General features: G+C 40.8%; 26 protein-coding genes and 3 pseudogenes. 9 read left to right on the top strand and 20 right to left on the bottom strand.

Features of this window, described 5'->3' with window-relative positions; all coding sequences use genetic code 11:
* Nucleotides 1–38: 38 nt before the first annotated feature.
* From abc-f to M5V91_RS13640, 6 genes are all read right to left on the bottom strand, one after another.
* Nucleotides 39–1,808, bottom strand: a complete 1,770-nt coding sequence (gene abc-f / locus M5V91_RS13615; protein ID WP_284522211.1) for a ribosomal protection-like ABC-F family protein — start codon at nucleotides 1,806–1,808, stop codon at nucleotides 39–41.
* Nucleotides 1,809–2,145: 337 nt separating this feature from the next.
* Nucleotides 2,146–2,346, bottom strand: a complete 201-nt coding sequence (locus M5V91_RS13620) for a hypothetical protein (protein ID WP_019381586.1) — start codon at nucleotides 2,344–2,346, stop codon at nucleotides 2,146–2,148.
* A 317-nt stretch (nucleotides 2,347–2,663) separates the two neighbouring features.
* Nucleotides 2,664–2,801: a YjcZ family sporulation protein gene (locus M5V91_RS13625; RefSeq protein ID WP_019381584.1), complete on the bottom strand. Its 138-nt coding sequence runs from the start codon at nucleotides 2,799–2,801 to the stop codon at nucleotides 2,664–2,666.
* Between the two features lie 48 nt (nucleotides 2,802–2,849).
* Nucleotides 2,850–2,951 carry a YjcZ family sporulation protein gene (locus M5V91_RS13630; protein WP_019381583.1) on the bottom strand — a complete coding sequence of 34 codons (102 nt, stop codon included), beginning with the start codon at nucleotides 2,949–2,951 and terminating at the stop codon, nucleotides 2,850–2,852.
* Between the two features lie 174 nt (nucleotides 2,952–3,125).
* Complete coding sequence (gene floT / locus M5V91_RS13635; protein WP_009331117.1) at nucleotides 3,126–4,682, bottom strand: flotillin lipid rafts scaffold protein FloT; 1,557 nt, start codon at nucleotides 4,680–4,682, stop codon at nucleotides 3,126–3,128.
* Nucleotides 4,683–4,697: 15 nt separating this feature from the next.
* Complete coding sequence (locus M5V91_RS13640) at nucleotides 4,698–5,219, bottom strand: NfeD family membrane protein (protein ID WP_019381582.1); 522 nt, start codon at nucleotides 5,217–5,219, stop codon at nucleotides 4,698–4,700.
* Between the two features lie 295 nt (nucleotides 5,220–5,514).
* On the opposite strand from M5V91_RS13640, the gene M5V91_RS13645 reads away from it, so the two are divergent.
* Together M5V91_RS13645 and M5V91_RS13650 are read left to right on the top strand one after the other, a co-directional pair.
* The gene (locus tag M5V91_RS13645) at nucleotides 5,515–5,817 is read left to right on the top strand and encodes a hypothetical protein (RefSeq protein WP_019381581.1); all 303 of its coding nucleotides are present in this window, start codon (nucleotides 5,515–5,517) and stop codon (nucleotides 5,815–5,817) included.
* A gap of 143 nt (nucleotides 5,818–5,960) precedes the next feature.
* Nucleotides 5,961–6,743: a glycerophosphodiester phosphodiesterase gene (locus M5V91_RS13650; RefSeq protein WP_284522212.1), complete on the top strand. Its 783-nt coding sequence runs from the start codon at nucleotides 5,961–5,963 to the stop codon at nucleotides 6,741–6,743.
* A gap of 181 nt (nucleotides 6,744–6,924) precedes the next feature.
* Here the strand turns inward: M5V91_RS13650 and M5V91_RS13655 are convergent, their stop codons facing one another.
* From M5V91_RS13655 to tgl, 4 genes and pseudogenes are all read right to left on the bottom strand, one after another.
* The gene (locus M5V91_RS13655; RefSeq protein ID WP_284522213.1) at nucleotides 6,925–7,107 is read right to left on the bottom strand and encodes a hypothetical protein; all 183 of its coding nucleotides are present in this window, start codon (nucleotides 7,105–7,107) and stop codon (nucleotides 6,925–6,927) included.
* On the bottom strand, nucleotides 7,104–7,556 hold the full coding sequence (locus tag M5V91_RS13660) for a glutamate ligase domain-containing protein (RefSeq protein WP_369425989.1): 453 nt from the start codon (nucleotides 7,554–7,556) through the stop codon (nucleotides 7,104–7,106). Before M5V91_RS13660 ends, M5V91_RS13655 begins: the two co-directional genes overlap by 4 nt.
* Nucleotides 7,539–8,386: pseudogene (locus M5V91_RS13665) on the bottom strand (Mur ligase family protein); the annotation flags it as partial. The pseudogene M5V91_RS13665 and the gene M5V91_RS13660, both read right to left, overlap by 18 nt.
* Before the next feature lie 222 nt (nucleotides 8,387–8,608).
* A complete protein-coding gene (tgl, locus tag M5V91_RS13670) occupies nucleotides 8,609–9,349 on the bottom strand; it encodes a spore coat transglutaminase TGL (RefSeq protein ID WP_009331122.1) in 741 nt (246 codons plus the stop codon).
* A 238-nt stretch (nucleotides 9,350–9,587) separates the two neighbouring features.
* Between tgl and M5V91_RS13675 the strand changes: the two genes are divergently transcribed.
* The 3 genes from M5V91_RS13675 (at nucleotide 9,588) to M5V91_RS13685 (ending at nucleotide 12,062) form a co-directional block, all read left to right on the top strand.
* Nucleotides 9,588–11,024, top strand: a complete 1,437-nt coding sequence (locus tag M5V91_RS13675) for a carbon starvation CstA family protein (protein ID WP_009331123.1) — start codon at nucleotides 9,588–9,590, stop codon at nucleotides 11,022–11,024.
* 333 nt (nucleotides 11,025–11,357) lie between these two features.
* On the top strand, nucleotides 11,358–11,624 hold the full coding sequence (locus M5V91_RS13680; RefSeq protein WP_009331124.1) for a YczO family protein: 267 nt from the start codon (nucleotides 11,358–11,360) through the stop codon (nucleotides 11,622–11,624).
* 15 nt (nucleotides 11,625–11,639) lie between these two features.
* The gene (locus M5V91_RS13685; RefSeq protein ID WP_251174395.1) at nucleotides 11,640–12,062 is read left to right on the top strand and encodes a pyridoxamine 5'-phosphate oxidase family protein; all 423 of its coding nucleotides are present in this window, start codon (nucleotides 11,640–11,642) and stop codon (nucleotides 12,060–12,062) included.
* Between the two features lie 88 nt (nucleotides 12,063–12,150).
* On the opposite strand, the gene M5V91_RS13690 is transcribed toward M5V91_RS13685, so the two are convergent.
* The gene (locus M5V91_RS13690) at nucleotides 12,151–12,714 is read right to left on the bottom strand and encodes an HAD hydrolase-like protein (RefSeq protein ID WP_217026821.1); all 564 of its coding nucleotides are present in this window, start codon (nucleotides 12,712–12,714) and stop codon (nucleotides 12,151–12,153) included.
* Nucleotides 12,715–12,912: 198 nt separating this feature from the next.
* Between M5V91_RS13690 and M5V91_RS13695 the strand changes: the two genes are divergently transcribed.
* Together M5V91_RS13695 and M5V91_RS13700 are read left to right on the top strand one after the other, a co-directional pair.
* Nucleotides 12,913–13,218 (top strand): helix-turn-helix transcriptional regulator, encoded by a 306-nt coding sequence (locus M5V91_RS13695; protein ID WP_284522214.1) that lies wholly within the window; start codon nucleotides 12,913–12,915, stop codon nucleotides 13,216–13,218.
* An 84-nt stretch (nucleotides 13,219–13,302) separates the two neighbouring features.
* The gene (locus M5V91_RS13700) at nucleotides 13,303–13,632 is read left to right on the top strand and encodes a hypothetical protein (protein WP_009331128.1); all 330 of its coding nucleotides are present in this window, start codon (nucleotides 13,303–13,305) and stop codon (nucleotides 13,630–13,632) included.
* 142 nt (nucleotides 13,633–13,774) lie between these two features.
* Here the strand turns inward: M5V91_RS13700 and M5V91_RS13705 are convergent, their stop codons facing one another.
* The 4 genes and pseudogenes from M5V91_RS13705 to M5V91_RS13725 form a co-directional block, all read right to left on the bottom strand.
* A complete protein-coding gene (locus tag M5V91_RS13705) occupies nucleotides 13,775–14,503 on the bottom strand; it encodes an exonuclease domain-containing protein (RefSeq protein ID WP_071156877.1) in 729 nt (242 codons plus the stop codon).
* On the bottom strand, nucleotides 14,503–14,913 hold the full coding sequence (locus tag M5V91_RS13710; RefSeq protein ID WP_284522215.1) for a putative nucleotidyltransferase substrate binding domain-containing protein: 411 nt from the start codon (nucleotides 14,911–14,913) through the stop codon (nucleotides 14,503–14,505). The genes M5V91_RS13705 and M5V91_RS13710 overlap by 1 nt, the downstream gene beginning before the upstream one ends.
* 20 nt (nucleotides 14,914–14,933) lie before the next feature.
* Nucleotides 14,934–15,481, bottom strand: a pseudogene (locus tag M5V91_RS30500) (DUF294 nucleotidyltransferase-like domain-containing protein).
* A gap of 35 nt (nucleotides 15,482–15,516) precedes the next feature.
* Nucleotides 15,517–16,784: pseudogene (locus tag M5V91_RS13725) on the bottom strand (ammonium transporter).
* Between the two features lie 278 nt (nucleotides 16,785–17,062).
* Here M5V91_RS13725 and M5V91_RS13730 point away from each other — a divergent pair.
* Complete coding sequence (locus M5V91_RS13730) at nucleotides 17,063–17,257, top strand: alpha/beta-type small acid-soluble spore protein (protein ID WP_009331132.1); 195 nt, start codon at nucleotides 17,063–17,065, stop codon at nucleotides 17,255–17,257.
* A gap of 99 nt (nucleotides 17,258–17,356) precedes the next feature.
* Nucleotides 17,357–17,482: a hypothetical protein gene (locus M5V91_RS13735; protein WP_019381574.1), complete on the top strand. Its 126-nt coding sequence runs from the start codon at nucleotides 17,357–17,359 to the stop codon at nucleotides 17,480–17,482.
* A gap of 68 nt (nucleotides 17,483–17,550) precedes the next feature.
* Here the strand turns inward: M5V91_RS13735 and M5V91_RS13740 are convergent, their stop codons facing one another.
* The 5 genes from M5V91_RS13740 to M5V91_RS13760 form a co-directional block, all read right to left on the bottom strand.
* Nucleotides 17,551–18,462, bottom strand: coding sequence for a COX15/CtaA family protein (locus M5V91_RS13740; protein ID WP_009331133.1), 912 nt, complete (start codon nucleotides 18,460–18,462; stop codon nucleotides 17,551–17,553).
* Between the two features lie 166 nt (nucleotides 18,463–18,628).
* Nucleotides 18,629–19,738 (bottom strand): o-succinylbenzoate synthase, encoded by a 1,110-nt coding sequence (gene menC, locus M5V91_RS13745; RefSeq protein ID WP_019381572.1) that lies wholly within the window; start codon nucleotides 19,736–19,738, stop codon nucleotides 18,629–18,631.
* Nucleotides 19,739–19,750: 12 nt separating this feature from the next.
* On the bottom strand, nucleotides 19,751–20,128 hold the full coding sequence (locus M5V91_RS13750; RefSeq protein WP_284522218.1) for a hypothetical protein: 378 nt from the start codon (nucleotides 20,126–20,128) through the stop codon (nucleotides 19,751–19,753).
* Entirely contained in the window at nucleotides 20,113–20,568 is a 456-nt protein-coding gene (locus M5V91_RS13755) for a hypothetical protein (protein WP_284522219.1), read from the bottom strand. Before M5V91_RS13755 ends, M5V91_RS13750 begins: the two co-directional genes overlap by 16 nt.
* A gap of 74 nt (nucleotides 20,569–20,642) precedes the next feature.
* The gene (locus M5V91_RS13760; protein WP_009331136.1) at nucleotides 20,643–22,025 is read right to left on the bottom strand and encodes a YjiH family protein; all 1,383 of its coding nucleotides are present in this window, start codon (nucleotides 22,023–22,025) and stop codon (nucleotides 20,643–20,645) included.
* Between the last annotated feature and the right edge of the window lie 46 nt (nucleotides 22,026–22,071).

The following is a 22,071-nucleotide window of genomic DNA, read 5'->3' on the forward strand; positions in this document are numbered from 1 at the left end:
CCATTTTTATTAAGGCCCGCCTTTTTGCACTTATTGATTTAATAATTTTCTTTTTTAGTTATTAAGCCATTAAACTCTTTATCCAATTCCGCATATTTGCTGTCACCCGGAACAAGCAGACTGAGTTCTCCCAGTATCACACTGATGCGGTTATCAATAACCATAATTTGCTCTTTCATGGAGTCATGATCTTTTTCCTGTTTAGAATTCCTGGATTTAATCTGATATTCCTTCAGGTCCATTTCAAATCTGGTAATTTTATTATCTTTAAATACAAGTAACCTTGAGCTTAACTTCTCCAAAAAGTATAGATCATGAGAAATAATGATGAGCGTCCCTGAAAATTCTTTGAGTGTTTTTTCAAATTGTTCCCTGCTTGGCAAATCCAAATGATTCGTCGGCTCATCTAGTATTAGCACATCATATTCTTTTAAAAGCATATCTGTAAGCTTGACCCTAATTCGCTCTCCCATACTAAGCTGTTCAATCGGCTGATTTAACTTCGCTTCCTTCATCCCCAAATTCGCTAACAGGGTCCTTGCCTTGTAAATCATTTCACGATCGGTGAGATCAAGTGCCTCAACGGCATTTTTGGTTAAGGGCAAATCATTGATATCCTGATTTAAATAAGCAATCTTTAAAGTGCTGCTGACCCAAAGTTCTCCATCAGAAGGCGGTACTTCATCTAAAAGCATTCGGATAAATGTGGTCTTGCCTGCCCCGTTTGCTCCAAGAATCCCTATTTTTTCACCGTGCTTGATATAAAATTGGCTATCCTCGAAAAGAGTCCGATCGCCAAAGCTTTTTGAAAGGTTTTTAGCTTCAATGATTCTCTTCCCTCTTTTGCCTGACGCATCAAATTGAAAATGTACTTTCCCCTCTTCTTCCGGCTTCTCAACTTTATTTTTATCCAGCTCCTGCTGAAGTCTTTTCATTTTTGACTTAATCTGCTGATCCATCTTTTTGGCTTTCACTCTGTGATATTCTTTAAATCCCATCTGCCTATTCTCAGAAGGACTTCCGCCTTTAGTTGATTCCCTGTGAGCTTTTTCAGACCACTTTTTTAAATTGGACATCTGATTTTCGATTCTTTCGATCTCTTTCTGCTGTACATTAAATTGATGTAGCTGATCATCAAAGTTTTTCTGCTTTTGCTCCCGGTATGCTGTGTAATTACCCTGATAAATGGTGAGAATGCCTTCCTGTAATTCGAAAATTTTCCCGACTGCCTGATCAAGGAAATGACGGTCATGGGAAATGATCAGAACCGGGCCGCTGAAATTGCAGATTTCGCTAATTAGCCATTCGATGCCCTGTAAGTCCAAATGATTAGTAGGTTCATCCAAAATCAGCATATCCGGGTTAGATGACCAGACTTTAGCTAAAGAAAGCTTCAGTCTTTCACCGCCGCTCAAAGAATCAAGTCTATCCGGCTCCCATTCATGGAGTTTTGAAAGGCCTAGTTTGCTTGCCTGCTGAAGAATCTCTTCATCTGGAGATTGGTTGAAATCGCGAATTTCACTGACAGAATAGTCTGCCGACTGATGCAGGTAGCCAATTCTGCATGGCTCCTTCATCCGCTCGATAGTGCCTTTATCCGCTTGAATACTGCCGAACAAAATATCGGCCAGTGTAGTTTTACCTGTGCCATTTAAGCCAACAAGGCCGATGCGGTCCTGCTGATAAATATCGAAGTCCAAATTAGAAAACACCGTTTTATCACCGAATGACTTTTGAAGACCCCTGGCCATGAGAATCGGCAGGTTATTATTGTTCTGATTGCTGATTATACGTTTATTTGCACACATAAAAAAACCTCCCCATACCCGGAGAGGATTGTGCACCCATCATTGGAAATGGTGCAAATACATAAAAAACATGCGCCTAAATAAAATTTGATCCGCTTACAGACAAATATAGTAACCATCAGTTCCGATAAGGGATGACTAAAAAAGGGCACACTAATCCTATGTTCTCCGGGTTAAACTTTTTAAATATAAAAAGATACCAGAAAAAATAAGATTATAACTTCATGCCCCTAAATCATCCTTTCAAACTCTTTGATTGTAGTATATAAGCTTCTGGCTTTTATTGTCAATAGGCAAATGATCAGCAGCTTTAATGCAAGTATCTGCCTGCTTGTCATTAATCAATCCTGATATGCTTGTTGGTTAGCTCCTTAAGCATATTTAATATCGTTGCTCTTTCCTCCAGGTTAAAACCGCTTACCCACTCTGAAACAAGCTTGTACTCGCTTTTATGCATTTCCCGCTGAAGTCCACCCTCCAATATCGAGTATATTTCCCTCATCGTATTTTCCCGATCCTGAGTTTTAAGTTCATCCATTTTGCAAACCTCCCATTTTCGTTTATGCTGCTTCTTTTCCCTATTTGGCTTAATAGGAAACACGAGTTTGCAATTAGTGAATTTGCTGACTGATTTCAGGTTTTTGTATGCGGAGACGGATTTTTATGCGCGGGTATTTGTTTGTATTGCGCGGGATTTTTCCTTTTGCGCGCACTTTTTTTTTGCGCGGAGACAGACTCTTTGCGAGTGGATATTTTCATTTTCAAGCGGAATTTGCCGTGGCTTCTCACACTCACATCCAAAGGTATGTATGCATATAAAAGAAAAGCAGGTCCCCCTGCTTTTCTTTTAATCTATTACCACTTAAAGCAAGAAGCACCTACGATGATCAACAGGATGAACAGAACAACGATTAGCGCAAAACCGCCGCCGTATCCAGCTCCGCCATATCCAGCTCCACCATATCCACAGCCGCCATATCCGTAGCCATACATTATAGAATCCCCTCCCTTACTAATAAACTCTGTCTCCATGTTTAATTATTAGAATCCGCCATAACCCCAAGAAGCACCGATAATAATCAGTAAAATAAACAAAACAACTAAAAGGGCGAAACCGCCGCCGTATCCACATCCGTCTGACATAGTCAATTACCTCCTTTGTTTGATTCAATATATCCTATTCAATTCACCCAATTTGTGCGATAGACGAATACACAGTTTTCATCGCAAAAAGAAGCCTTCCGTGTGAAGGCTTCTGCTTTTTGCTGATATAACAGTATTTCCAGACTATCTTCCTTGAAAAAATAGGCAATTTTATTATTTTTTATGAGCTAGAGTGGCTTGGATTCCTTTAGCGGATTGGACGGGTTCTTTTTCTTTAATTTCCTCAGTCAGCTGTTCCAGGCTTTGCCGGACGTTTCCTTTGCCAGAAAAATTTTGGAGAAGCTCCTTCACGTCTATGCCAGACGAAGCTTTCAGGCTTTCCTGCATCGTGGACATCAGGTTGGTGGCATAGCCAGTTACTTTATTGGCCCCGCCATTATTGCTGTCACTTCCTGTATCTACCACTGTAATCTTATCAATATTTGATAGCGGGCTTGCAAGCTGCTTCGCATATTCCGGAAGCATGTTAATGACCATATCCATCATGGCCGCCTGGCCATACTGTTCAAACGCTTCAGCGATTTTCCTCTTTGCCTCCGCTTCCGCCAGTCCTTTGAGGCGGATGATTTCGGCTTCTGATTCACCTTGAGCGCGCTGTGAATCAGCCTTCGCCATTCCATCTGCCCTAACTCTTTCAGCTTCGGCACGGGCCTGTGATTCAATCCGATATTGGTTTGCATCCGCTTCGGCAATCTGCTTTTTCTTTTCAGCCTCTGCTGCCTGCTCAACAGCGTACCTGTCTGCATCAGCTTTCTTTTTCACTTCGGAATCATATTGGCGTTCTCTTCTTAAGATTTCTTTTTCTTCAAGCTCAATTTGCTTTTGGCGTTCAATGATCCTGATCTGCATTTCATGCTCCGTAACTTCTTGCTTTGCCCTGGCCGTTTCAAGGTCATATGCCTGGTCAGCCCGGGCTTTGGCAATATCCTGCTCCCTTCTGTAATCAGCCATTTTCATTTGATTTTCCTTCTCAGCTTCTGCTATCTCTGTCGCTCTTTCAAGTTCTGCCTTTTGGGCATCCTTGGCTGCTTCCGCCCGTTTTATCCGGGTTTCCTTTTCAGCTTCAGCTGTGGCAATATCCGCATCCCGCTTAACCTGAGCAATTCTTGGCCTTCCCAGTGAGTCCAGGTAGCCATTTTTGTCGCGGACATCTTTGATTGTGAAAGAAACGATGATCAGGCCCATTTTAGCCAAATCCTGTGATGCAACCCTTTGAACCTCCTGGGAAAATTTATCCCTATTTTTGTATATTTCTTCGACTGTCATAGAACCCAGAATTGACCGTAAATGCCCCTCTAGAACTTCTTTCGCTTCATTTTCACGATCTTCCTTTGATTTACCAAGGAATTGTTCTGCAGCAGTAGCAATTTCTCCAATACTCCCGCCGATTTTTATGATTGCAGTACCATCTGCCATGACAGGGACTCCCTGTTCGGTATATACTTCCGGAGTGGTAACCTCCAGTTTGCTTGAAAGGAGACTCAATGGCTCTGCCTGCTGAAAGACCGGCAATACAAATGTTCCTCCGCCTCTAATTATTTTTATCTTATTTCCGGATTCGTCCACATGGACATTTTTGCTGCCCAAATAACTTCCTGTTACGATTAACGCTTCATCTGGCCCTGCAGTCCGATATTTTGTAATGAACACACCAAGAAGCGCAATTAGCAAAAATGCTGCAATTCCAATTACAACCCAAATCATTAGCATTATATGTCCCCCTGTCTATAATTCTTTATAATCGATAACTTTAATAACTCCATTTTCCACTTCAACGATCAGCACATTGCTGCCTTCTGCTATAAACGTATTTTCATAGCTTAGGGCAGGCTTGGAAATTCTCCCGCTTATATTTTCAATCAAAACCTCACCGAAACCGTTCTCCGGTATAGGTATTAATACCGTACCTAATCTTCCCCTTAAGGATTCATCTGTGTAAACGAGAGATTCTTCAGCAGATGATAATGGAATAAGAACAAAGATATTCAGCAGTACATCCAGCAGTCCTGCAATTCCAGCTCCTATCAAGAGAATGACCACGCTATTAAGAGAGGTTGCCGTTTCAAAGATATAGCCTGCAGCGGAAAGAAAAGTGATAAATGCAAGAATCAGTACAGGATTTAGAAAACTTCCCTCCCCAATTCCGTCAGCAATATCTCCAAAAAACACATACAAAATAATTAAGATGCCCGAAAAAATAAGTGTGAAGAGATATATTGTCTGAATAGGAAAACCAAATAGTTCCATTACATCACCCTATCCATATTTTATTGTCCATCTATTCTATCCCATGCCTCCTTTCCCTTTTCCCTTAACGGATTAATTTATATACGGACAAAAACCTGTAATTGTTTCATTTTTCGCAGTTTTTTCCATATTCATACTTCTATCTGTTCAGCTTGTCTAACTTTGAGCCCATTTTTGTCATTTTCATCTCTATTTCTGCATACCTTATTTTGGGACTAAAATTCGCCACTGGGGATTAAATGCCGAAAATTGGTGGAATAGACGAATATATCTAGTTAGCGGAGGGATAGGGAACATGACAAGATCTGAATTGCATATGGGGAAGCCAAAGAGCAAATTTATGCTGATGTCAATTGTCCTATTGGGCTTTTTTGCTGCTGTCTTTACAGCATTATATTTTTATTCTCAAAGCCTCATTAATATAGAAGCCCCTAAAAAAGAACTAGGTGAGAAAATTATTATCCAGCTTCCTTCCGGAAAGAGTGTATTTACATATGAGAACCTGGTTGTTAAAGAAGAAGGAAAGCTTTTTTATAAGGGCGAAAGAAATACTCTGGATCTGACTGGCGGTACTATTGTTTATGAAGAATGGGAATAAACAGAGATAAGATACTCTGCTCCTTATCCCGGGGCAGAGTCATTTTATTTTGAAGAAATCCACTGGCAGTTGACAAAATGTTTTTAAATCCTTTAAGATGAGCAAAAAATGGCGAGGAGAAATGACTTTGAAGGTAATGAAAAATGTTTTTTACAGCTTTGGCTACAGTTATTTCATTTTTCGGCATAAAAAAAATGACAAGCACCACTCACAAAATGAAAAAAATCGGACATCGGGGAGCAGCCGGCTACTGTCCTGAAAATACATTCCCTTCATATGACCGTGCGATCGAAATGGGTGCAGATTATCTGGAAATTGATGTCCAATTAAGCAAGGATGGAAAGATTGTTGTGATTCACGATTCACTTGTCGACCGCACAACTGACCATAAAGGCAAGGTGTCCGATTTTACCTTTGACGAGCTCAGAAAGATGGATGCCGGAAGCTGGTTTTCCCAAAAATTCCGCGGTGCCTGCATCCCTTCTTTCGAAGAGGTTTTAGACAAATATGCAGATCGCGTCGGGCTTTTAATTGAATTAAAAAAACCTTCCCTGTACCCTGGCATTGAAAAAATGATTGCAGAGGAACTAAAGAAAAGAAATTTTCACACAAAAGGGGACGACCATATTATTGTTCAGTCATTCGAAACCGAATCAATGAAAAGATTCCATGAATTGGTGCCGGAAATCCCTGTCGCCATCTTAATTAACTATCCGCCTGACACTGTTGAGATTAAAAATATTGCTGAATATGCCAGTTACCTGAACCCAAAATGGACTGTGGTTAATAAACGCGTGATCGATCTGATTCACTCAAATCACATGAAAGCAATCGCCTGGACTGTGCGTTCCAGGAAAGAGGCAGAAAAGTTGAAGCATTATCCACTGGATGGGATTGTTGCCGATTATCTAGATCTTATTGAATAACAAAAGATGCAGACCAATAATGGTCTGCATCCTTTATTTTGAAAGATAAGGAAGTATAAAATTCCGAAGGCCGACAACTGTCTGTACAAACAGCCTCCCCCTCGGGGTGAGGCCCCAGGACATGCGAGGACGTGGCGTTCTTAGTCTGCGTTCCTTCGCGGGCAAGGCGCTTCCGCTTTTCTTATAGCACCGCCTGTTTTCTCCCAGATTCCAGGAGCAGCTTCAGGGTTTCCAAATCACTTTCAGCCGGAAGAGCAAATGGCTTTTGATAAGCTTCCGGCCCCTTTCCGGTAATAAAAATCCAGTCACTCTCCCCGGCTTCCCGCCATGCCTTCTGAATAGCCAAAGTACGGTCGGGAATCACTTCCCCTTACCGCATCCAAATTCTTTATTCAGCCGATGCAATTGGCTTATCATCTCATCCTCAGATTCATCGTTTAAATCATCAGCCGTTAAGTAAAATTTATGGCAGTATTTTGCAGATGCCTTAATCATGTCCATGCGCTTAGATTGATCTCTTCCTCCGCGGAATCCATAAATTTGAAAGATTCTTTCCGCTCCCTGTTGCCTCGCTGCTTCCAGGCAATATTCAAACGCATCCACAGTATGGGCATAATCCACAACGAACTTAGCTCCTGAAGGGTGGATTATAGTTTCAAAACGGCCCGGGATGCCCGGGAATCCAGCCAGGGCCTTAATAATATCTGCAGTGTCTATCCCCAGATCAACGCCTGTCAAAAAAGCCATTGCTGCATTATAGACATTATGGTGTCCCGGAAGAGGAAATTCAATTTCAAAAGACTGACCTTTCATCTCCAAAATAAATACTGTTCTCCCATTAATAGCAACGTCTTTTATTGAACAGCACTGATCATCACCAAGCAAAATCAAAGGAATCTTTTCTTTTTGCAGGTCCTCTGCCATTTTTTCTCCCCATGAATTATAGAGATTTATAACTCCTTTACCGCCGTCTTTTAGTAAGGTGAAGATTTTCTTTTATCAAGAAAATACTGATCCATATTTTCATGATAATCAAGATGGTCATGAGCCAGATTAGTAAATAGTCCGTAATCTAATTCCAGACCTTCTGTTCTCGATTGTTCCAGCGCATGTGAAGAAATCTCCATAACGACAAACTCATCAAGGCTTTTACTCAGCATTTTTTGGATCTGTAAAGCATCTGGTGTAGTATTGCTGGTCTTATATTCCCTGTTATTAATAATATTGGATACAGTTCCCAAGAGGGAACATGTCCTGCCTGCAGTCTCCAAGATATGCTTTAAAATATAGGCAGTGGTCGTTTTCCCATTTGTTCCTGTTATGCCAATTATTTTATGTTTCCTTGATGGACGATCATAAAAACAGCTTGCCAGCTTCCCCAAACTGGGTCTGCTATCCGTTACTTTTATATAGGGCACATTCAATTCAAGGGCTTCTTCACCCACCACGGCAGCCGCCCCATTTTCAACAGCTTGTCCAATAAAATGATGTCCATCTGTCTGAAAGCCTTTAATCGCAACAAAAAGGCTTCCTTTCCTCACTTTGCGTGAATCCATTTCAATCCCTCTAATTTCAGGATCGTTTGTAAAAACATCCATCTCCCCACTATCCTTTAGGCACTTAATAACCTGGGATAATTTCATATTTCTGTCTCCTTTAATGTTTAAACATCAAGTAATTTGGTGTATAAGTCTATATTCATTATCTTTTGTTTTCCCATATTTACAGGAAATATGCCTCTAAAGGACACAAATAACGGGGGGATCGGAAAATCGTCTTAATATACTAGAATTGAGGATAAATTTGGGTGAATGCTTCTGGAAAATAAGCGATTCACCCTATTGAAATACCAGCTTACTTGCGTTTTAGACTATAGACAATGGCCGCTTTGCAAACTGGGATAAATACTTCACATTCAACCGGCTGTGCTGTGAAATAAGATAAGCATCCCTTGTAGCACCTGGTTTCCTTAACGTATTAAGGGCTCTTATCATCCCTGCTTCACTTTCCATGCCAACCCCATGCCCAAAGAACATCCCTCCGCCCAAATATACGGAATTCTCACCTGTCCAAACTGGATGACCATAATCAGGATTATAAAAATAAACCACATCACCAGGTATGAAATTCCTGCCTCTTTTTGTAACAATCGATAGATCATGGTCATAATTCCAGTCCCAAACAAGAAGCCCCTGAAATAGTGTATTGAAGCGGCTGACAGAGATGGAGTCCAAGACAGCTTTATAAAAAATCAGCACAATGGCTGTCGTACATTCAAAAGCATATTCCCAGCTGTTCGTAAACACATCCATAATCGCATCTGACGGTAAAACGGATGGATCGAGCAGGTATCCATATTTTGTCCCTCTCCATATGCGCGGATTGAAACGCGATGTGTTAAAGGGTGCAAATTCAACTCGGCTGGCATAAAGCTGCCTGGCTGCTTTGATGATGTTCTCCCTTAGAAGGATATCAAACAGCAGTTCATGCATTGAATCATATTGATGAGTCTCCGGACTGCTCTCCAGGGCAAGATAAATTTCACGCTGAACACCAAAAAAGCTGGAAACCCCCGGTTTATTTTGATTATTCGAAAGGATAATCATTGTCTTCCCCCTTCAAATGAACTTATAGTAGCTTATGGTTTCTTTTGCAGGAGGGTTCCTTCAATATTTTTCTTCTCTTTTTCTACTCTTCGGAAAATGGAAGCGTTATTTATTATCGGAAAATATCTTTTTTTCTGAAATAGACTTGCTTTTCCTTTCATTTTACTTGTACAATATTCCACATATTCATAAGTTTCAGACTTTAACAATAATTCATTTTCAACAGGAGGCTTGTTTCATGGTGACTTTTTTAGGATCGATTGTTTTGCTAGTGGCAGGATACGCCACTTATTCGAAAGTAGTAGAGAAAATCTTTGGTATAAATGATAACATTCCTACACCGGCTTACACAGAAAATGACGGAATGGACTATGTTCCAATGAGCTGGTGGAAAGGCAGCCTGATCCAATTATTGAATATTGCAGGACTGGGTCCGATTTTCGGTGCTATCATGGGGGCTTTATATGGACCAGTTGCTTTTATCTGGATAGTGGCCGGTTCCATTTTTGCCGGCGCCGTTCACGATTATTTTTCAGGGATGCTCTCTTTGAGGCATAAAGGCGAGCAATTTCCCTCTATTGTTGGCAGATATTTAGGAAAACCGGCCAAAACAGCCATTAATATATTTTCTATTCTCTTAATGGTACTGGTTGCCGCTGCATTTACTGCTGGACCGGCACAGCTTATTTCCAGCATAACACCATTAAGTTTTATGGCTTCATTGTTCATTATTTTTGCTTACTTCATCCTGGCAGCTGTGTTGCCTGTAAACCGGATTATCGGAAAAATTTATCCTTTTCTCGGAGCTATTTTAATTTTTATGGCTGTATCCATTGCAGTCGCATTGCTATTCAGCGAAAAACCCATACCGAATGTAACGCTTTCTAACTTTCATCCCGGAGAGCTTCCTATCTGGCCTTTACTGATGGTCACCATTTCCTGCGGTGCCATTTCTGGATTTCATTCAACACAAAGTCCGATTGTCTCACGCACGCTGAAAAAGGAAAGCGACGGTAGAAAGGTTTTCTATGGAGCAATGATTGGAGAAGGAATAATCGCTTTAATATGGGCTGCAGCGGGCATGACCTTTTTCGGGGGAACAGGAGGTCTTCAGGAAGCTTTAGCAGCAGGAGGCCCAGCTGGAGTCGTTAATGAAATTTCGAGCAGCCTCCTAGGTACATTCGGAGGGATACTTGCTATCTTAGGCGTTATTATCCTTCCGATTACAACCGGTGATACAGCTCTCCGCTCTTCAAGAATGATGCTGGCTGAATCGCTGTCCTCTTTTATGAAGACGGATGGCAGATGGAAGGTTGTCATCACCACCTTACCAGTGGCTCTTCCAACTTTATACCTTGCAACAATCGATTACTCTTTCTTATGGAGATATGTTGGATGGACAAATCAGGTTACAGCTGCAGTCATGCTTTGGACCGCCACGATGTATCTCTTGAAAAATAAGAAATTCCACTGGATTTGCGGTGTGCCTGCCTTGTTTATGACAGGTGTAGTATCGACGTATATCTTCTATGCACCTGAAGGCTTTCAGATGGATTATCAATTGTCGATGATCATCGGTTCAGTCATTACGCTTGCTATTGCAGTATGGTATGTTTACCAGATAATAAAACATAGACAGCTTGGCAAAAATAGTACCAGCTTAACAGCAGCCTAACTGTAAATGCACCTCATTCACAAGAATGAAGGTGCATTTTTTTATTTGCTGAAATCCTTCAGACCAATACCCTTTTTTCAAATTTAGTTGCTGTCTGTCTTTCTATTCTGTTAGTCCTGCACTCTGGATATCTGGCCCGTTGCGTTTTACTCTTCATGAAGCGGGTAATGAATACTAACAGTTAAAGGAGGTTTTACAATGTCAGATAATACAACTCAGAAAAAAATAATTCTATAGAACAAGAAAAAAGAAAGAAAACAACAAAGATATCGAGCCCCAAAGAGAGCCGGAAAAACCTCAGGAAGAGAAGCCGAATTAAGGAGGATGTCTAAAATGGCTGACAAAAACATTCAGGATGGAAAGATGGATAACCCCGAGCAATATAAAACCGAAAAAGAAAGTTTATTTGACAAGTATGAAAGTGAGAAGAATGTAGATCCTATTCCAGTGGAAGACTTAAAACAAGAAAAAGAAGAAGAAAAAAACGGCTCAAACATAAAGAGCAGTTCTTCTACAGAGGAAAAGTACAAAGCTGACTTTGAAACAATCAAAAAGAAAAAGCTGTTTGGCGATAAATATGACGATGGAACAAGGACATAAGAAAGGCTGGATACTATGAGTCAGAATAACCTAAAGGAAAAAATCATAAATATACTGGAAAACAGCAAAATAGGCATCCTTTCTACCTTGAAGAACAACAAACCCTATTCCCGCTACATGACATTTTTTAACGATAATCTTACCTTGTTTACACCCACCAGCATTCAGACAGATAAAGCAGATGAAATTAAAGCCAACCCAAACGTTCATATCTTAGCAGGATATGAAGGTGAAGGGTTTGGTGATTCCTATGTAGAAATTGAAGGAACAGCTTCTATTAATGATTCGGATGATTTAAAAGAAAAACTATGGAATGAAAATATGGAACCCTGGTTCGATGGTCCGAACGATTCCAATTTAATTGTTCTTGAAATTAAACCGGTTAAAATAACGCTGATGAACACAAAGGAAAATTCACCAAAAACACTTGATTTATAAACCAAGACGCCTGGCATCTAATGACGTGCCAGGCGTCTTGTATTGTATCTTCCATAATTTTAGCCAGGAGCGTATTTTCTTGAATGCTTTATTTTATTATCTTATTAAAATCTCTATAGTGACTCAAATAGTAATCTGCTCCTGGAGTATTATTCTGAAAGAGGCAAGTTTTAATGCCAAGCTCCTTTGCCGGCAAAATGTCTATTTCCCTATCTCCAATTGCTATATCCACTTTATGCTTCTCGTGCAGAAATTCATATGAAGCGGTGTGAGGCTTGCGGGGATAGCCGTCGTCACCTGCTACCATATCGGTAAAGTATCCATCCAAATTATGGAACTCCAATATAGATAGAACATCATCTCTTTCCTTGTGAGTCATAATAACATTCTTATCAGCCTGCTTTAATACATGCTCAACCTCAGGAAAAGGCGTTAAATCTTTGGGCCGCAACTGTCTCGCCATGTTCCTGATTGCTTTAATTTGTTCATCATTTAAGCCGAAATGTTCAAATGCATCACTGAATGAAACCTTTAACTGCCAAAAAATCTCTTCTCCCGAGATCTTTTCATCTCCCATTACTTCCCTGACAATCGCTGTATAGGCTGGGTATGTATCAAACAAAGTGCCGTCAAAATCCCAAAGTAAATTCAACAGGCAAAGCTCCCTTCTAAATCCTTTTTCTCCCCTTTATTTTAGTAATTATACATGCAGCTAATCTATTAAACTGCTTTTCCATTGTAATTAAATTACTTTGACAAACCTATAGCACAATGCTAATTTAATAGCTATAAGACTAAAAAAATCTTGCCCTGATAAAAAATAGGGAGAATTTTCAAAGGATGAATTTGAATGAACAAAGAGATTATTAAGCTAATCAGAAAAAGCTATAACATGACACAGCGTGATTTCGCAAGAGTTGTCAGCTGCAGCTTCTCTCTAATAGCTCTGGTTGAGGTAGGCAAGAGAAGAGTAACAGCTGATCTTGAAAATAAAATTAAAATTGCTTTTGACCTCGATGACCAGCAGATGCAATCACTCACTTCCCTTGTTTCAGAAATCAGCAAAGGTGTTCCCCCTTCATGTAAAGACAGATGCGGCTGTTTAAAGACCTTCCCTTCAGATGATACCGATCACAAATTAGCACCCGGCAATTAAAATAGGCATTTGCCGTGTCTCTCCGCCCACTTATGCATACCTTATAAGGAGTTATAGGATTTTTGCATAAAAGGAGAGTGCCCAATGTATCCATATGGCTATTATCAAGGTTATCTTCCTCAGCCAGCAGCCCACTTCACCCCTGAATATGATTATCAGCAGTACGAACAATATGATGACAGACAGCCCCAGCAGCTCGAAAGAAGGGTTACAGCTTTGGAAAGGCAAAATCAGGAGCAATCCCGAGAGATTACCCGGCTGAACAGGCAGCTGGTAAATTTGACTGACCAGGTTAAAATGCTGAACCAGACCGTTGACCGCCATACACGAAGGCTTAATCGGCTGAACCAAAGGCTAAGGGCAGTTGAGAATAGACTTAACATCCCTTTTACTCCTTTTGACGGGGAATTCTAAGGGAGAACTTTGTGCTTACTGCCGTGAGCCCTAGGAATAACAACTTTGCCCCAATCTCATAGTGATTGGGGCTTTAATTTACCTATTGGTTTATACGCAAACTTTGTAATTACTGTCCGGCCAGTGTTAGGGCATCTTCTGTTTAGCTAAACCTGGCTATTCGCTCGTAAACCTCTTTTAAGTTGGAGCATCCTAATTTATGAACCTCCTCGATCAAACGGCACCATAAGAGAGCAGTAAGCTTTGCATCTCCCAGGGCATGATGGCGGTCTTTAACAGGGATGCTATAAAATTCACAAAGGTCTTCTAATCTCCAGAATGATTTATTATGATCAGCTATCCTGTAAAGGAAGGAAGTATCTAATATCCTATACTTGAATGGCGTACGGAATAGCTTCCAGCAGCTGTGCTGCATAAAGCTTTTCTCGTGGTTCGCATGATGGGCCACAAGCGGCATATCCTTTACAAATTCAAGGAAACTAATCAATACTTCCGAGAGAGGAGGGGCTTTTTCTAAATCAGCCTCAGATAAACCCGTCAGCTCCTTAATTTCGTTTGAAAGTGGCTTTTCAAATCGGGCGAGTGAATAAAAACTGTCTTCACTGACTTTCCCTTTAATAATTTTAACCGCACCAATCGATATAATCTGATCCCCTTTATCCGGATAAAACCCAGTTGTTTCAATATCAAAGACAGCCACATTCAAATTTCCGAATGGAATAGCCATTGAATCGGTATTCTCCAATTCCCTCTGCATTTGCCTTATAAATGCCATTTGCTGTGGATTTTGACCATTCATCCCACCAAACATATTAGTTTGAAGTTTTCCTTGAATACCTCTGACAAATTGGACAAAAGGATAGAATCCCATTAACCTGCACCCTTTTCAATGGCCCTGATTACAAATTGATGAAGCTTTTTGCCATCCTTTAAAATATTTTTCAATTCATTTCTTTCAGATTTTGATAAGGATTTCAGCTGAATGTAATGGGTATCATCATAGGTATCTGTTTGCCTGTAAGATTGAAGTCTCCATTTTAACAAAGCGGCAAAATTACTTTCATATTTACCCATTTCCTCATCATAGCCATTCATTTTTTTGAGCTTACCCATTCGGGCAATAGTGGATGTCTCCAATATCCCTTCTTTGACAGCAAGAATTCTAACCGCATTTACATAAGGTATAAATGCTGCATATTTTAGATCCAGCTCTCCTTGATGGCTCCCCTTTTCCTCTGTCAGAAGCTGGCCAAATGGACCAACTGATTTTTTTATATGCATACTGGTCTCCATCATCCTGGTCAGCAAATGAGGGCTTTTTGAATGTTCGTGTGGATACTGGACTTCAATTCACCTATATATTCCTCCTGGCCCGCAAGAACTCTGCTGTCATAGAAAATGTGGAGATTTCTTATCGTCTGCAGACTCTCCTCCTGCATCCATGCTTGAATCTGTCTTTTCCATTTAGAAAGCGACTTGCACCACAGCGGATTTGAACTCATCACATTCCCTTCGCAATAGGGATATCCAGCTGCATGCAGACCTTTTGAAATTTCCTCCCCAGCTGCAAAAAATACGCTTCTGCTTCTGCCTCACCCGGTTCAAACACCAAGCCATGGTCCTGGTCACTCAGAAAGCCCTGTTCCATTCTCCCGCCGCTTCCCATCGTAAACCAGGCAAACTTCCATGAAGGTGATCTTTCTATTTTCAATCGCTCCAAAGCTATGCTAATAACAGCATTCATGATAAGGTCGTGAAATTCATTCAGGGCACTGGTATCATAGCGATATATTATCTGTTCCTCTTTCCACTTTTTCAGGGATTGATAAGAATTAAATGATGATTCCATCCAGGCACTTCCTTTAAAGAAAGCTCGAGTCCTGCTTATGAGCTTAAACTTTTGTTTTCCTCAGCCATGAAGACTTCCGGATATCCGTAGCTTCCATGTTCACTTAAATCTAATCCCATAATTTCTTCTTCTTCTGTTACCCGAAGTCCTCCCAATACTTTCTTGGCAGCTGCCAAAATAATGAAGGATACAGCAAATGCATAAAGACCGGATACAGCTACACCCATGAACTGGACTCCCAGCTGTTCAAAACCGCCTCCATAAAACAATCCTGGCTTTCCGACTGCTGCCAATTCAGGTGTCGCAAAGAATCCAGTGGATAATGTTCCCCAAACCCCAGCTGCACCGTGAACAGATAGGGCAAAGATGGGATCATCGATTTTCCTCTTTTCAAAGAATCGCACACTGTAGAATACCAGTATTCCTGCTACAAACCCTATGACAACAGCCGCCCAAGTATCCACAAATGCACAGGAAGCTGTAATAGCGACCAAGCCCGCAAGAGCACCATTAAGCATTGTCGGCACATCGGATTTCCCCATAACCACCCAGGAAATAATCAGTGCTGATACTGCGCCTGCTCCCGCAGCAAGATTTGTATTAAGAGCTACAAATCCAAAGAACCCATCGTCAACAGTCAATGTACTCCCAGCGTTAAAACCGAACCAGCCAACCCACAGGATCAGCACACCCAAGGCTGTATATACTTGGTTATGACCATAGATATTGTTAGCCGAACCGTCCTTGTTAAACTTTCCAATTCGGGGCTTAAGTAAAATAGTAGCGGCCAAGGCTGCCATAGCACCTGTTAAGTGAACAACTGTTGAACCGGCAAAGTCCTGCTTGCCGTGTTCTGCAAGCCAGCCCCTCCCCAAATCCAATGGGCAACAACAGGATATACAATTGCGGAAAATAATACGGTGAAAATGAGGTAAACGGATAGTTTTGCACGTTCAGCAAATCCGCCGAGTGCAATCGTGATGGCAATACCGGCAAATGCCAGCTGGAATACGAAGAATACCGAAGATGATAAGCCCATTCCCTCAAGTTCAGCACCTGAGTAAAAGAAATTGGTAAGCCCGACCAGGATATTTGCGTTACCGCCAAATATGAAGCCAAAGCCCACTGCCCAAAACACTAATGATGATAGACCAAAGGTAAAGATCGTTTTTCCTGCAATATGCCCCGCATTTTTCATCCTGGTAGAACCTGCTTCCAGCATAATAAAACCGCCAAGCATAAAAATGACTAAAATTGCTCCCAGCATAACCCACAGACTGTTCATTAAAAATGTGGCATCCAATTGTCATTCCTCCCTGTTATTTTTTTGATGTAAGAATTAATATAAATTTAATGTTATATTATCTAACATCATTTAATTTAATCCTTATTTTACTCTAAATTTTATAGAAGTCAATCTGTTTTTAGAAAATTTATAATTTTTGTGTTATATAATCTGACATGAATTTTATTATCAGATTATAACGATTGGCAATTTTATAGTTGCATCTGTTTTTCATTAATCGGATAAGTTAAAAACGAGCATTAATTTGCTCAAATAATCGTGGGGAGTGATGTATCATGGCAAGAAACAAACTATTGGTACCCGGTGCAGGAAATGTATTGGATCAAATGAAACAGGAAATCGCCAATGAGTTTGGAGTTCAGCTTGGTGCTGATACGACCGCACGAGCAAACGGTTCTGTCGGCGGGGAGATGACAAAGCGCCTTGTCGCAATGGCAGAACAGCAGCTTAAAAACCAGCAAAATCAGTAGAGGATGTTTTTTTGCTGGACTTAACCGGCCCTGCCCATGGGCCGGTTAATAAAAAAATGGTTTCACTCAAAAGCTTAATTACCGAACGGAGGCATACTTATGACCAACAAAAATGATAACCGCGAAAGAAAAAACAAATATCCTAAAAACCAAAAACAGGATACGGAATTCTCAAGAGAGGCAGATATCAGAAGCGAAATGACAAAAAAAGATCTGCAAAAATAAAAAGTCTCACACAAAAAAGGCACGTCACTTGACTGCCTTTTTTTGGGTGGTTGTTATTCATTCTTAATTTAACCAAAATACTTCTGATTACGGGTTATTTTCCCTGGAGTAATCACCCTACTTAATCGTGATACAAAAACTCCTGCCTCAAAAACAATTGCAAATAACACTGTCCCAAAAGCAAGATGGATAACGGCCCAGGATATTTCAATGTAACTTATAATGGTAAGAATTCCGATAATGATTTGGATTAAAACAAGCAAGGAGGCAGCCATGAGCCGATTCTGCAACCCAGCCTCCCATTTATTTTTAAATGAAAGATACGTAAGAATAAATATGTAAAATGCCACAACTCCAGCCAGAATCCTATGTCCGGTCTGGACCATTGCAGGAATAGATACAGGCATAAAACCATTTGCACATTCAAGCCATCCGCATGACAATCCGAATGATTCATGCTTAATATAAGCACCAAGGAATAAAGTAAGAAGCGTCACAATCAGCAATCCGTTAAATTTATTTTGCAAACTATTATCTTTTCCGAATACAGCAAGTGATCGCTGTTCATCAGCATTTCGCCAGATCCAGATCAGTGCGGCCAGGAAAAGCATAGCTACGATTAGGTGAACAGAGACAACTACAGCAGGCAAATCCATCCAAACCACAGCAGCCCCCAGTAAAATTTGAATTATTAAAAGCACCATCAGTACCTTAGAAACTTTATCAAGTTCTCGCACCGGATTTGATTTTTGAATACTAAAATACAACATTGCCGTCATTATTCCAAGTGCTGCACCGATAACCCTGTGAGCAAATTCAATTAAGGTATCTCCTTCTAATATCGGGATTACCAGACCATTGCATAAAGGCCATTCCGGCCCGCATCCCATGCCTGACTCCGAAGATGCCACATACCCGCCGAATACAATCAGAAAATAGGTAAGGACAATTGTTAAAAATGCCAGCCGATTTACCTTCAAAGCACACACCCCTTTTATTGCAGCATTTACAATTTTGCAATCAGTTTATCAAAAGCAGGACAAACTTTCGGTGATATGAATCACAAATTTAAGCGGGCCCTAATGCAATTTTCAACATAAGAAAAAAAAACGCCAGAGTTCCCCCTGGCGCAGCTATGCATGTCATTTATTTTGAATAAGTACGGCTATAAAGGGTGACATCCTCTAGTTTAGAACGATTAGGTTCATAGCCTATCCCAGGCCTTTCAGGCACGAATATAAATCCATCTTCCATAGTGACTTCAGGATCGATGATATCTTCCTTCCAGTAGTGGGATGATGGCGCTGTATCTCCAGGAAGCGTAAAATTGGACAGCGAAGTAATGGCAATATTGTGCGCACGGCCTATTCCAGCTTCAAGCATTCCGCCACACCACATCGGAATGTTATGATCTTCGCAAAGGTCGTGAATTCTTCTGGACTCTGTCAGTCCTCCAACACGGCCGATTTTAAGATTTATGATTCTGCAGCTTCCAAGCTCAATCGCTTTTCTTGCATCCTCAAAGGTATGTATACTTTCATCAAGGCAAATTGGCGTTTTCAGATGACTTTGAAGCTTGGCATGGTCGATAATATCATCATGATCTAGAGGCTGTTCAATCATCATAAGATTAAACTCCTCCATCCTTTGAAGATGATCAATATCATTAAGTGTATAGGCGCAATTGGCATCAGCCATAAGCTGTATTTCAGGAAATTGGGCACGAATGGATTTTAAAATATGCACATCCCAGCCGGGCTTGATTTTCACCTTAATCCGCCGGTAACCTTCATTTACATAACCTTCAATTTGCTTGAGCATCTTTACTTCCGACTCCTGTATGCCCACACTTACGCCCACTTCTATTTTTTCCTTTACTCCGCCTAAAGCTTTTGCGAGAGAAATCCCCTTCTCCCGGGCATAAAGGTCCCAGACAGCACCCTCTAGCGCTGCTTTGGCATTAAAGTTTCCCCTGATAGGCCTGAATGCCTCTGAAACATCATCAGGGTGCCGGATTTCTGATGCAAAAAGGATCGGTATTAAATGATCACTCATTATATGCCAATTTGTTTTAACTGTTTCTTCATTGTATATCGGCTCCATAATGGAAACCGATTCAGCCCAGCCTGACTCGCCGCTTTTTGATTTTACTTCTACCAGAATAAAGTCCTTATCCACTTCCGTTCCGACACTTGTTGTAAATGGATTCAGCAGCTCCATTTTGACGTGCCTTAAAACGATGCTTTTAATGTCCATCTTCCCATTCTCCTAGCAGTATCCCTTTTCTTTTTCCAAGAGATATAAGTATTGGTTTTCCGCGGTTATGTCCCTTATCAGATCCGTTACAATCCAGCCTTTGCTGAGATAATGAACGAATACTTCTTTCGTGCTCTCCCTCCATTTCAAAGCCAATTCAAAATCCCGCTTTTTTATATCTTGAAAATTCCCCGGAACCGGGATAAGAATTTTTTCATTTTCATGAAACAACTGTGTATTATCAGGAAAATAAAAGCCATCCGCCATACCTGTTTCCAATGCCATCGGCAGAACCTCTTCAGACCATTGACGTTCAGGACATTCCCCTTTAATTCGCCACTCCACTACAAATCGGTCTGATGGTATGCCTGCATTCATATGGTCTGACATTTCACCATAAGCATTTTCAATATATTGAGTGCATACCGCACCGAGTTTATGCAGATTGAGATTGGCATTAACCGTTTCAAGCGGGTCATATGTCCACGAAATAAGATCATAGCCTTTCTCAAGCGCTGTCTTTTTTGAGCATGTTTCAGCTTTTCTCCAATCCCGAACGCCCGGTACTCCTCGTGAACCCCAAGGCTGTGAGAGCAAAGATATACCTTTGTGCCGTCAAAGCCAGGAAAGCTGTATTGAAATCCAATCAGTTCCTCTTCAAGGAAAGCACCTAACACAAACCCGCCATTTTTAACCGTTGCCACCGTATGATTAACCGGCACCGCTTCTTCCGCACTCCATATGCGGGTTTCAAGTTCGTATACAGCTTCAAGATCCTTAACTGTGTGAAGGTTTTTAATTGCCAGTGATGTTAATTCTTCTTGCTTCATAAACCTTCCCCCTTCCTACATATCCAAAGTTCCCAGTCCTCTATGCTGCTTTTTTTATGAATGCTATAAAGTTTCTAAAAAATAATATGTGCCACAGTTGCTACAATTGGCAGTGTTATAATAGTACGCAGAAGGAAAATTAGAATTAAATCCTTAATGCTGACAGGCAGATTTGAACCTAATAGCAGGCCGCCCATTTCAGACATATATACCAGCTGTGTTACAGAGACACAGGCAATAATAAATCTTGTCATTTCACTTTCAATGCCGCTGCCGATGACAGCTGGAAGGAACATATCTGCAAATCCAACCACCATTGTCTGGGCTGCTTCAGCTGCCTCCGGAATTTGCATCAGGGCCAGGATCGGTTCAAACGGCTTGCCAAGAATAGTAAATGCAGGGGTAAATTCAGCTATTACCAAGGCAACCGTTCCAATCGCCATAACAATTGGCAGTACTCCCATCCACATGTCCAAAACATTTTCAACACCTTCTTTTACAACAGCGGCTGCACTATTATTTGTACGCGCTTTCTTAATAGCATTATTTAATCCCCATTTAACAGGTGTAGTGTGTGTAGGGATATTCGTTTCCGCCTTGAGCTCTGTCCCTTCATAAGCTGTATCCGCTTTCCTTGATAAAGGCGGTATTCGAGGCATTACTATAGCTGCCACCAGACCAGCCAGAATAATCGTTAAATAATAATGAATGAAGTATTGCTCTAAGTTTAAATATTGAATAATTACAATTGTAAAAGTAATGGAAACAACAGAGAAGGTTGTTGCCACCACTGCTGCCTCACGCTTTGTGTAATACCCTTCTTCGTATTGTTTTGTCGTTAACAGGACTCCAATTGTCCCGTCACCTACCCATGATGCCAGACAATCAAGCGAAGAACGCCCCGGCAGCTTAAAAACTGGCCTCATAACTTTGATCAATAATGCACCAAAAAATTCGAGGAGACCGAAATTTAATAGAAGCGGCAGCAATAATCCTGCCAGAAGAAATGTAGTAAATAGTATAGGAATTAAATCATAGATTAAGAGCGCACCCGTATTCTCTGAATATATCGGTTCCAAACCGAACTCAAATAATGTAATAATAGCAAAAACTGTTCCAAATAAACGGGCCGCCACCCAAAACTTGCTCACATTCAGTAATTTGTTCAGATATGGACTGTCCAAGATAAAGCCCGGTTTAAAAATTACTGCTATCAGTGAGCCAATTACTGAAAGAGCCATGATCAAAACTGTAATTGAAGGTATGGAATCTCCCAGTAAACCATTAATTTGATTTGCTAAATAAGCAACGGGGATGGTAATTCCATCAGCTCCTTGAATCGGTACCATAAATAGTAAAACCCCGATTAAAGAAGGAATTAAAAACTTTAAATAGTCCCCGGTTGTGTAGGATGGCCTTTCCTCCTGCTGAATCATCTTCTTTGATAAACTGCTCATTCATTTTGCCCCCTTTATTTCTTGTATTAACTCCCCTGCTGTTCAA

It is taken from the genome of Cytobacillus pseudoceanisediminis, from assembly GCF_023516215.1.
GTDB lineage: Bacteria > Bacillota > Bacilli > Bacillales > Cytobacillaceae > Cytobacillus > Cytobacillus pseudoceanisediminis.

Bases quoted from the DNA above. Each gene is read 5' to 3' on its own strand.
- M5V91_RS13700 (WP_009331128.1), top strand. From the start codon at position 13,303: ATGTATCCATATGGCTATTATCAAGGTTATCTTCCTCAGCCAGCAGCC.
- floT (WP_009331117.1), bottom strand. From the start codon at position 4,682: ATGCTAATGATTTGGGTTGTAATTGGAATTGCAGCATTTTTGCTAATT.
- M5V91_RS13650 (WP_284522212.1), top strand. From the start codon at position 5,961: ATGTTTTTTACAGCTTTGGCTACAGTTATTTCATTTTTCGGCATAAAA.
- menC (WP_019381572.1), bottom strand. From the start codon at position 19,738: ATGGACATTAAAAGCATCGTTTTAAGGCACGTCAAAATGGAGCTGCTG.
- M5V91_RS13625 (WP_019381584.1), bottom strand. From the start codon at position 2,801: ATGTATGGCTACGGATATGGCGGCTGTGGATATGGTGGAGCTGGATAT.
- M5V91_RS13685 (WP_251174395.1), top strand. From the start codon at position 11,640: ATGAGTCAGAATAACCTAAAGGAAAAAATCATAAATATACTGGAAAAC.
- M5V91_RS13735 (WP_019381574.1), top strand. From the start codon at position 17,357: ATGACCAACAAAAATGATAACCGCGAAAGAAAAAACAAATATCCTAAA.
- M5V91_RS13750 (WP_284522218.1), bottom strand. From the start codon at position 20,128: ATGTCAGACCATATGAATGCAGGCATACCATCAGACCGATTTGTAGTG.
- M5V91_RS13645 (WP_019381581.1), top strand. From the start codon at position 5,515: ATGACAAGATCTGAATTGCATATGGGGAAGCCAAAGAGCAAATTTATG.
- M5V91_RS13705 (WP_071156877.1), bottom strand. From the start codon at position 14,503: ATGGGATTCTATCCTTTTGTCCAATTTGTCAGAGGTATTCAAGGAAAA.
- M5V91_RS13640 (WP_019381582.1), bottom strand. From the start codon at position 5,219: ATGGAACTATTTGGTTTTCCTATTCAGACAATATATCTCTTCACACTT.
- M5V91_RS13660 (WP_369425989.1), bottom strand. From the start codon at position 7,556: ATGAAAGGTCAGTCTTTTGAAATTGAATTTCCTCTTCCGGGACACCAT.
- M5V91_RS13730 (WP_009331132.1), top strand. From the start codon at position 17,063: ATGGCAAGAAACAAACTATTGGTACCCGGTGCAGGAAATGTATTGGAT.
- M5V91_RS13760 (WP_009331136.1), bottom strand. From the start codon at position 22,025: ATGAGCAGTTTATCAAAGAAGATGATTCAGCAGGAGGAAAGGCCATCC.
- M5V91_RS13680 (WP_009331124.1), top strand. From the start codon at position 11,358: ATGGCTGACAAAAACATTCAGGATGGAAAGATGGATAACCCCGAGCAA.
- M5V91_RS13755 (WP_284522219.1), bottom strand. From the start codon at position 20,568: ATGAAGCAAGAAGAATTAACATCACTGGCAATTAAAAACCTTCACACA.
- M5V91_RS13675 (WP_009331123.1), top strand. From the start codon at position 9,588: ATGGTGACTTTTTTAGGATCGATTGTTTTGCTAGTGGCAGGATACGCC.
- M5V91_RS13710 (WP_284522215.1), bottom strand. From the start codon at position 14,913: ATGCATATAAAAAAATCAGTTGGTCCATTTGGCCAGCTTCTGACAGAG.
- M5V91_RS13630 (WP_019381583.1), bottom strand. From the start codon at position 2,951: ATGTCAGACGGATGTGGATACGGCGGCGGTTTCGCCCTTTTAGTTGTT.
- M5V91_RS13620 (WP_019381586.1), bottom strand. From the start codon at position 2,346: ATGGATGAACTTAAAACTCAGGATCGGGAAAATACGATGAGGGAAATA.
- tgl (WP_009331122.1), bottom strand. From the start codon at position 9,349: ATGATTATCCTTTCGAATAATCAAAATAAACCGGGGGTTTCCAGCTTT.
- abc-f (WP_284522211.1), bottom strand. From the start codon at position 1,808: ATGTGTGCAAATAAACGTATAATCAGCAATCAGAACAATAATAACCTG.
- M5V91_RS13695 (WP_284522214.1), top strand. From the start codon at position 12,913: ATGAACAAAGAGATTATTAAGCTAATCAGAAAAAGCTATAACATGACA.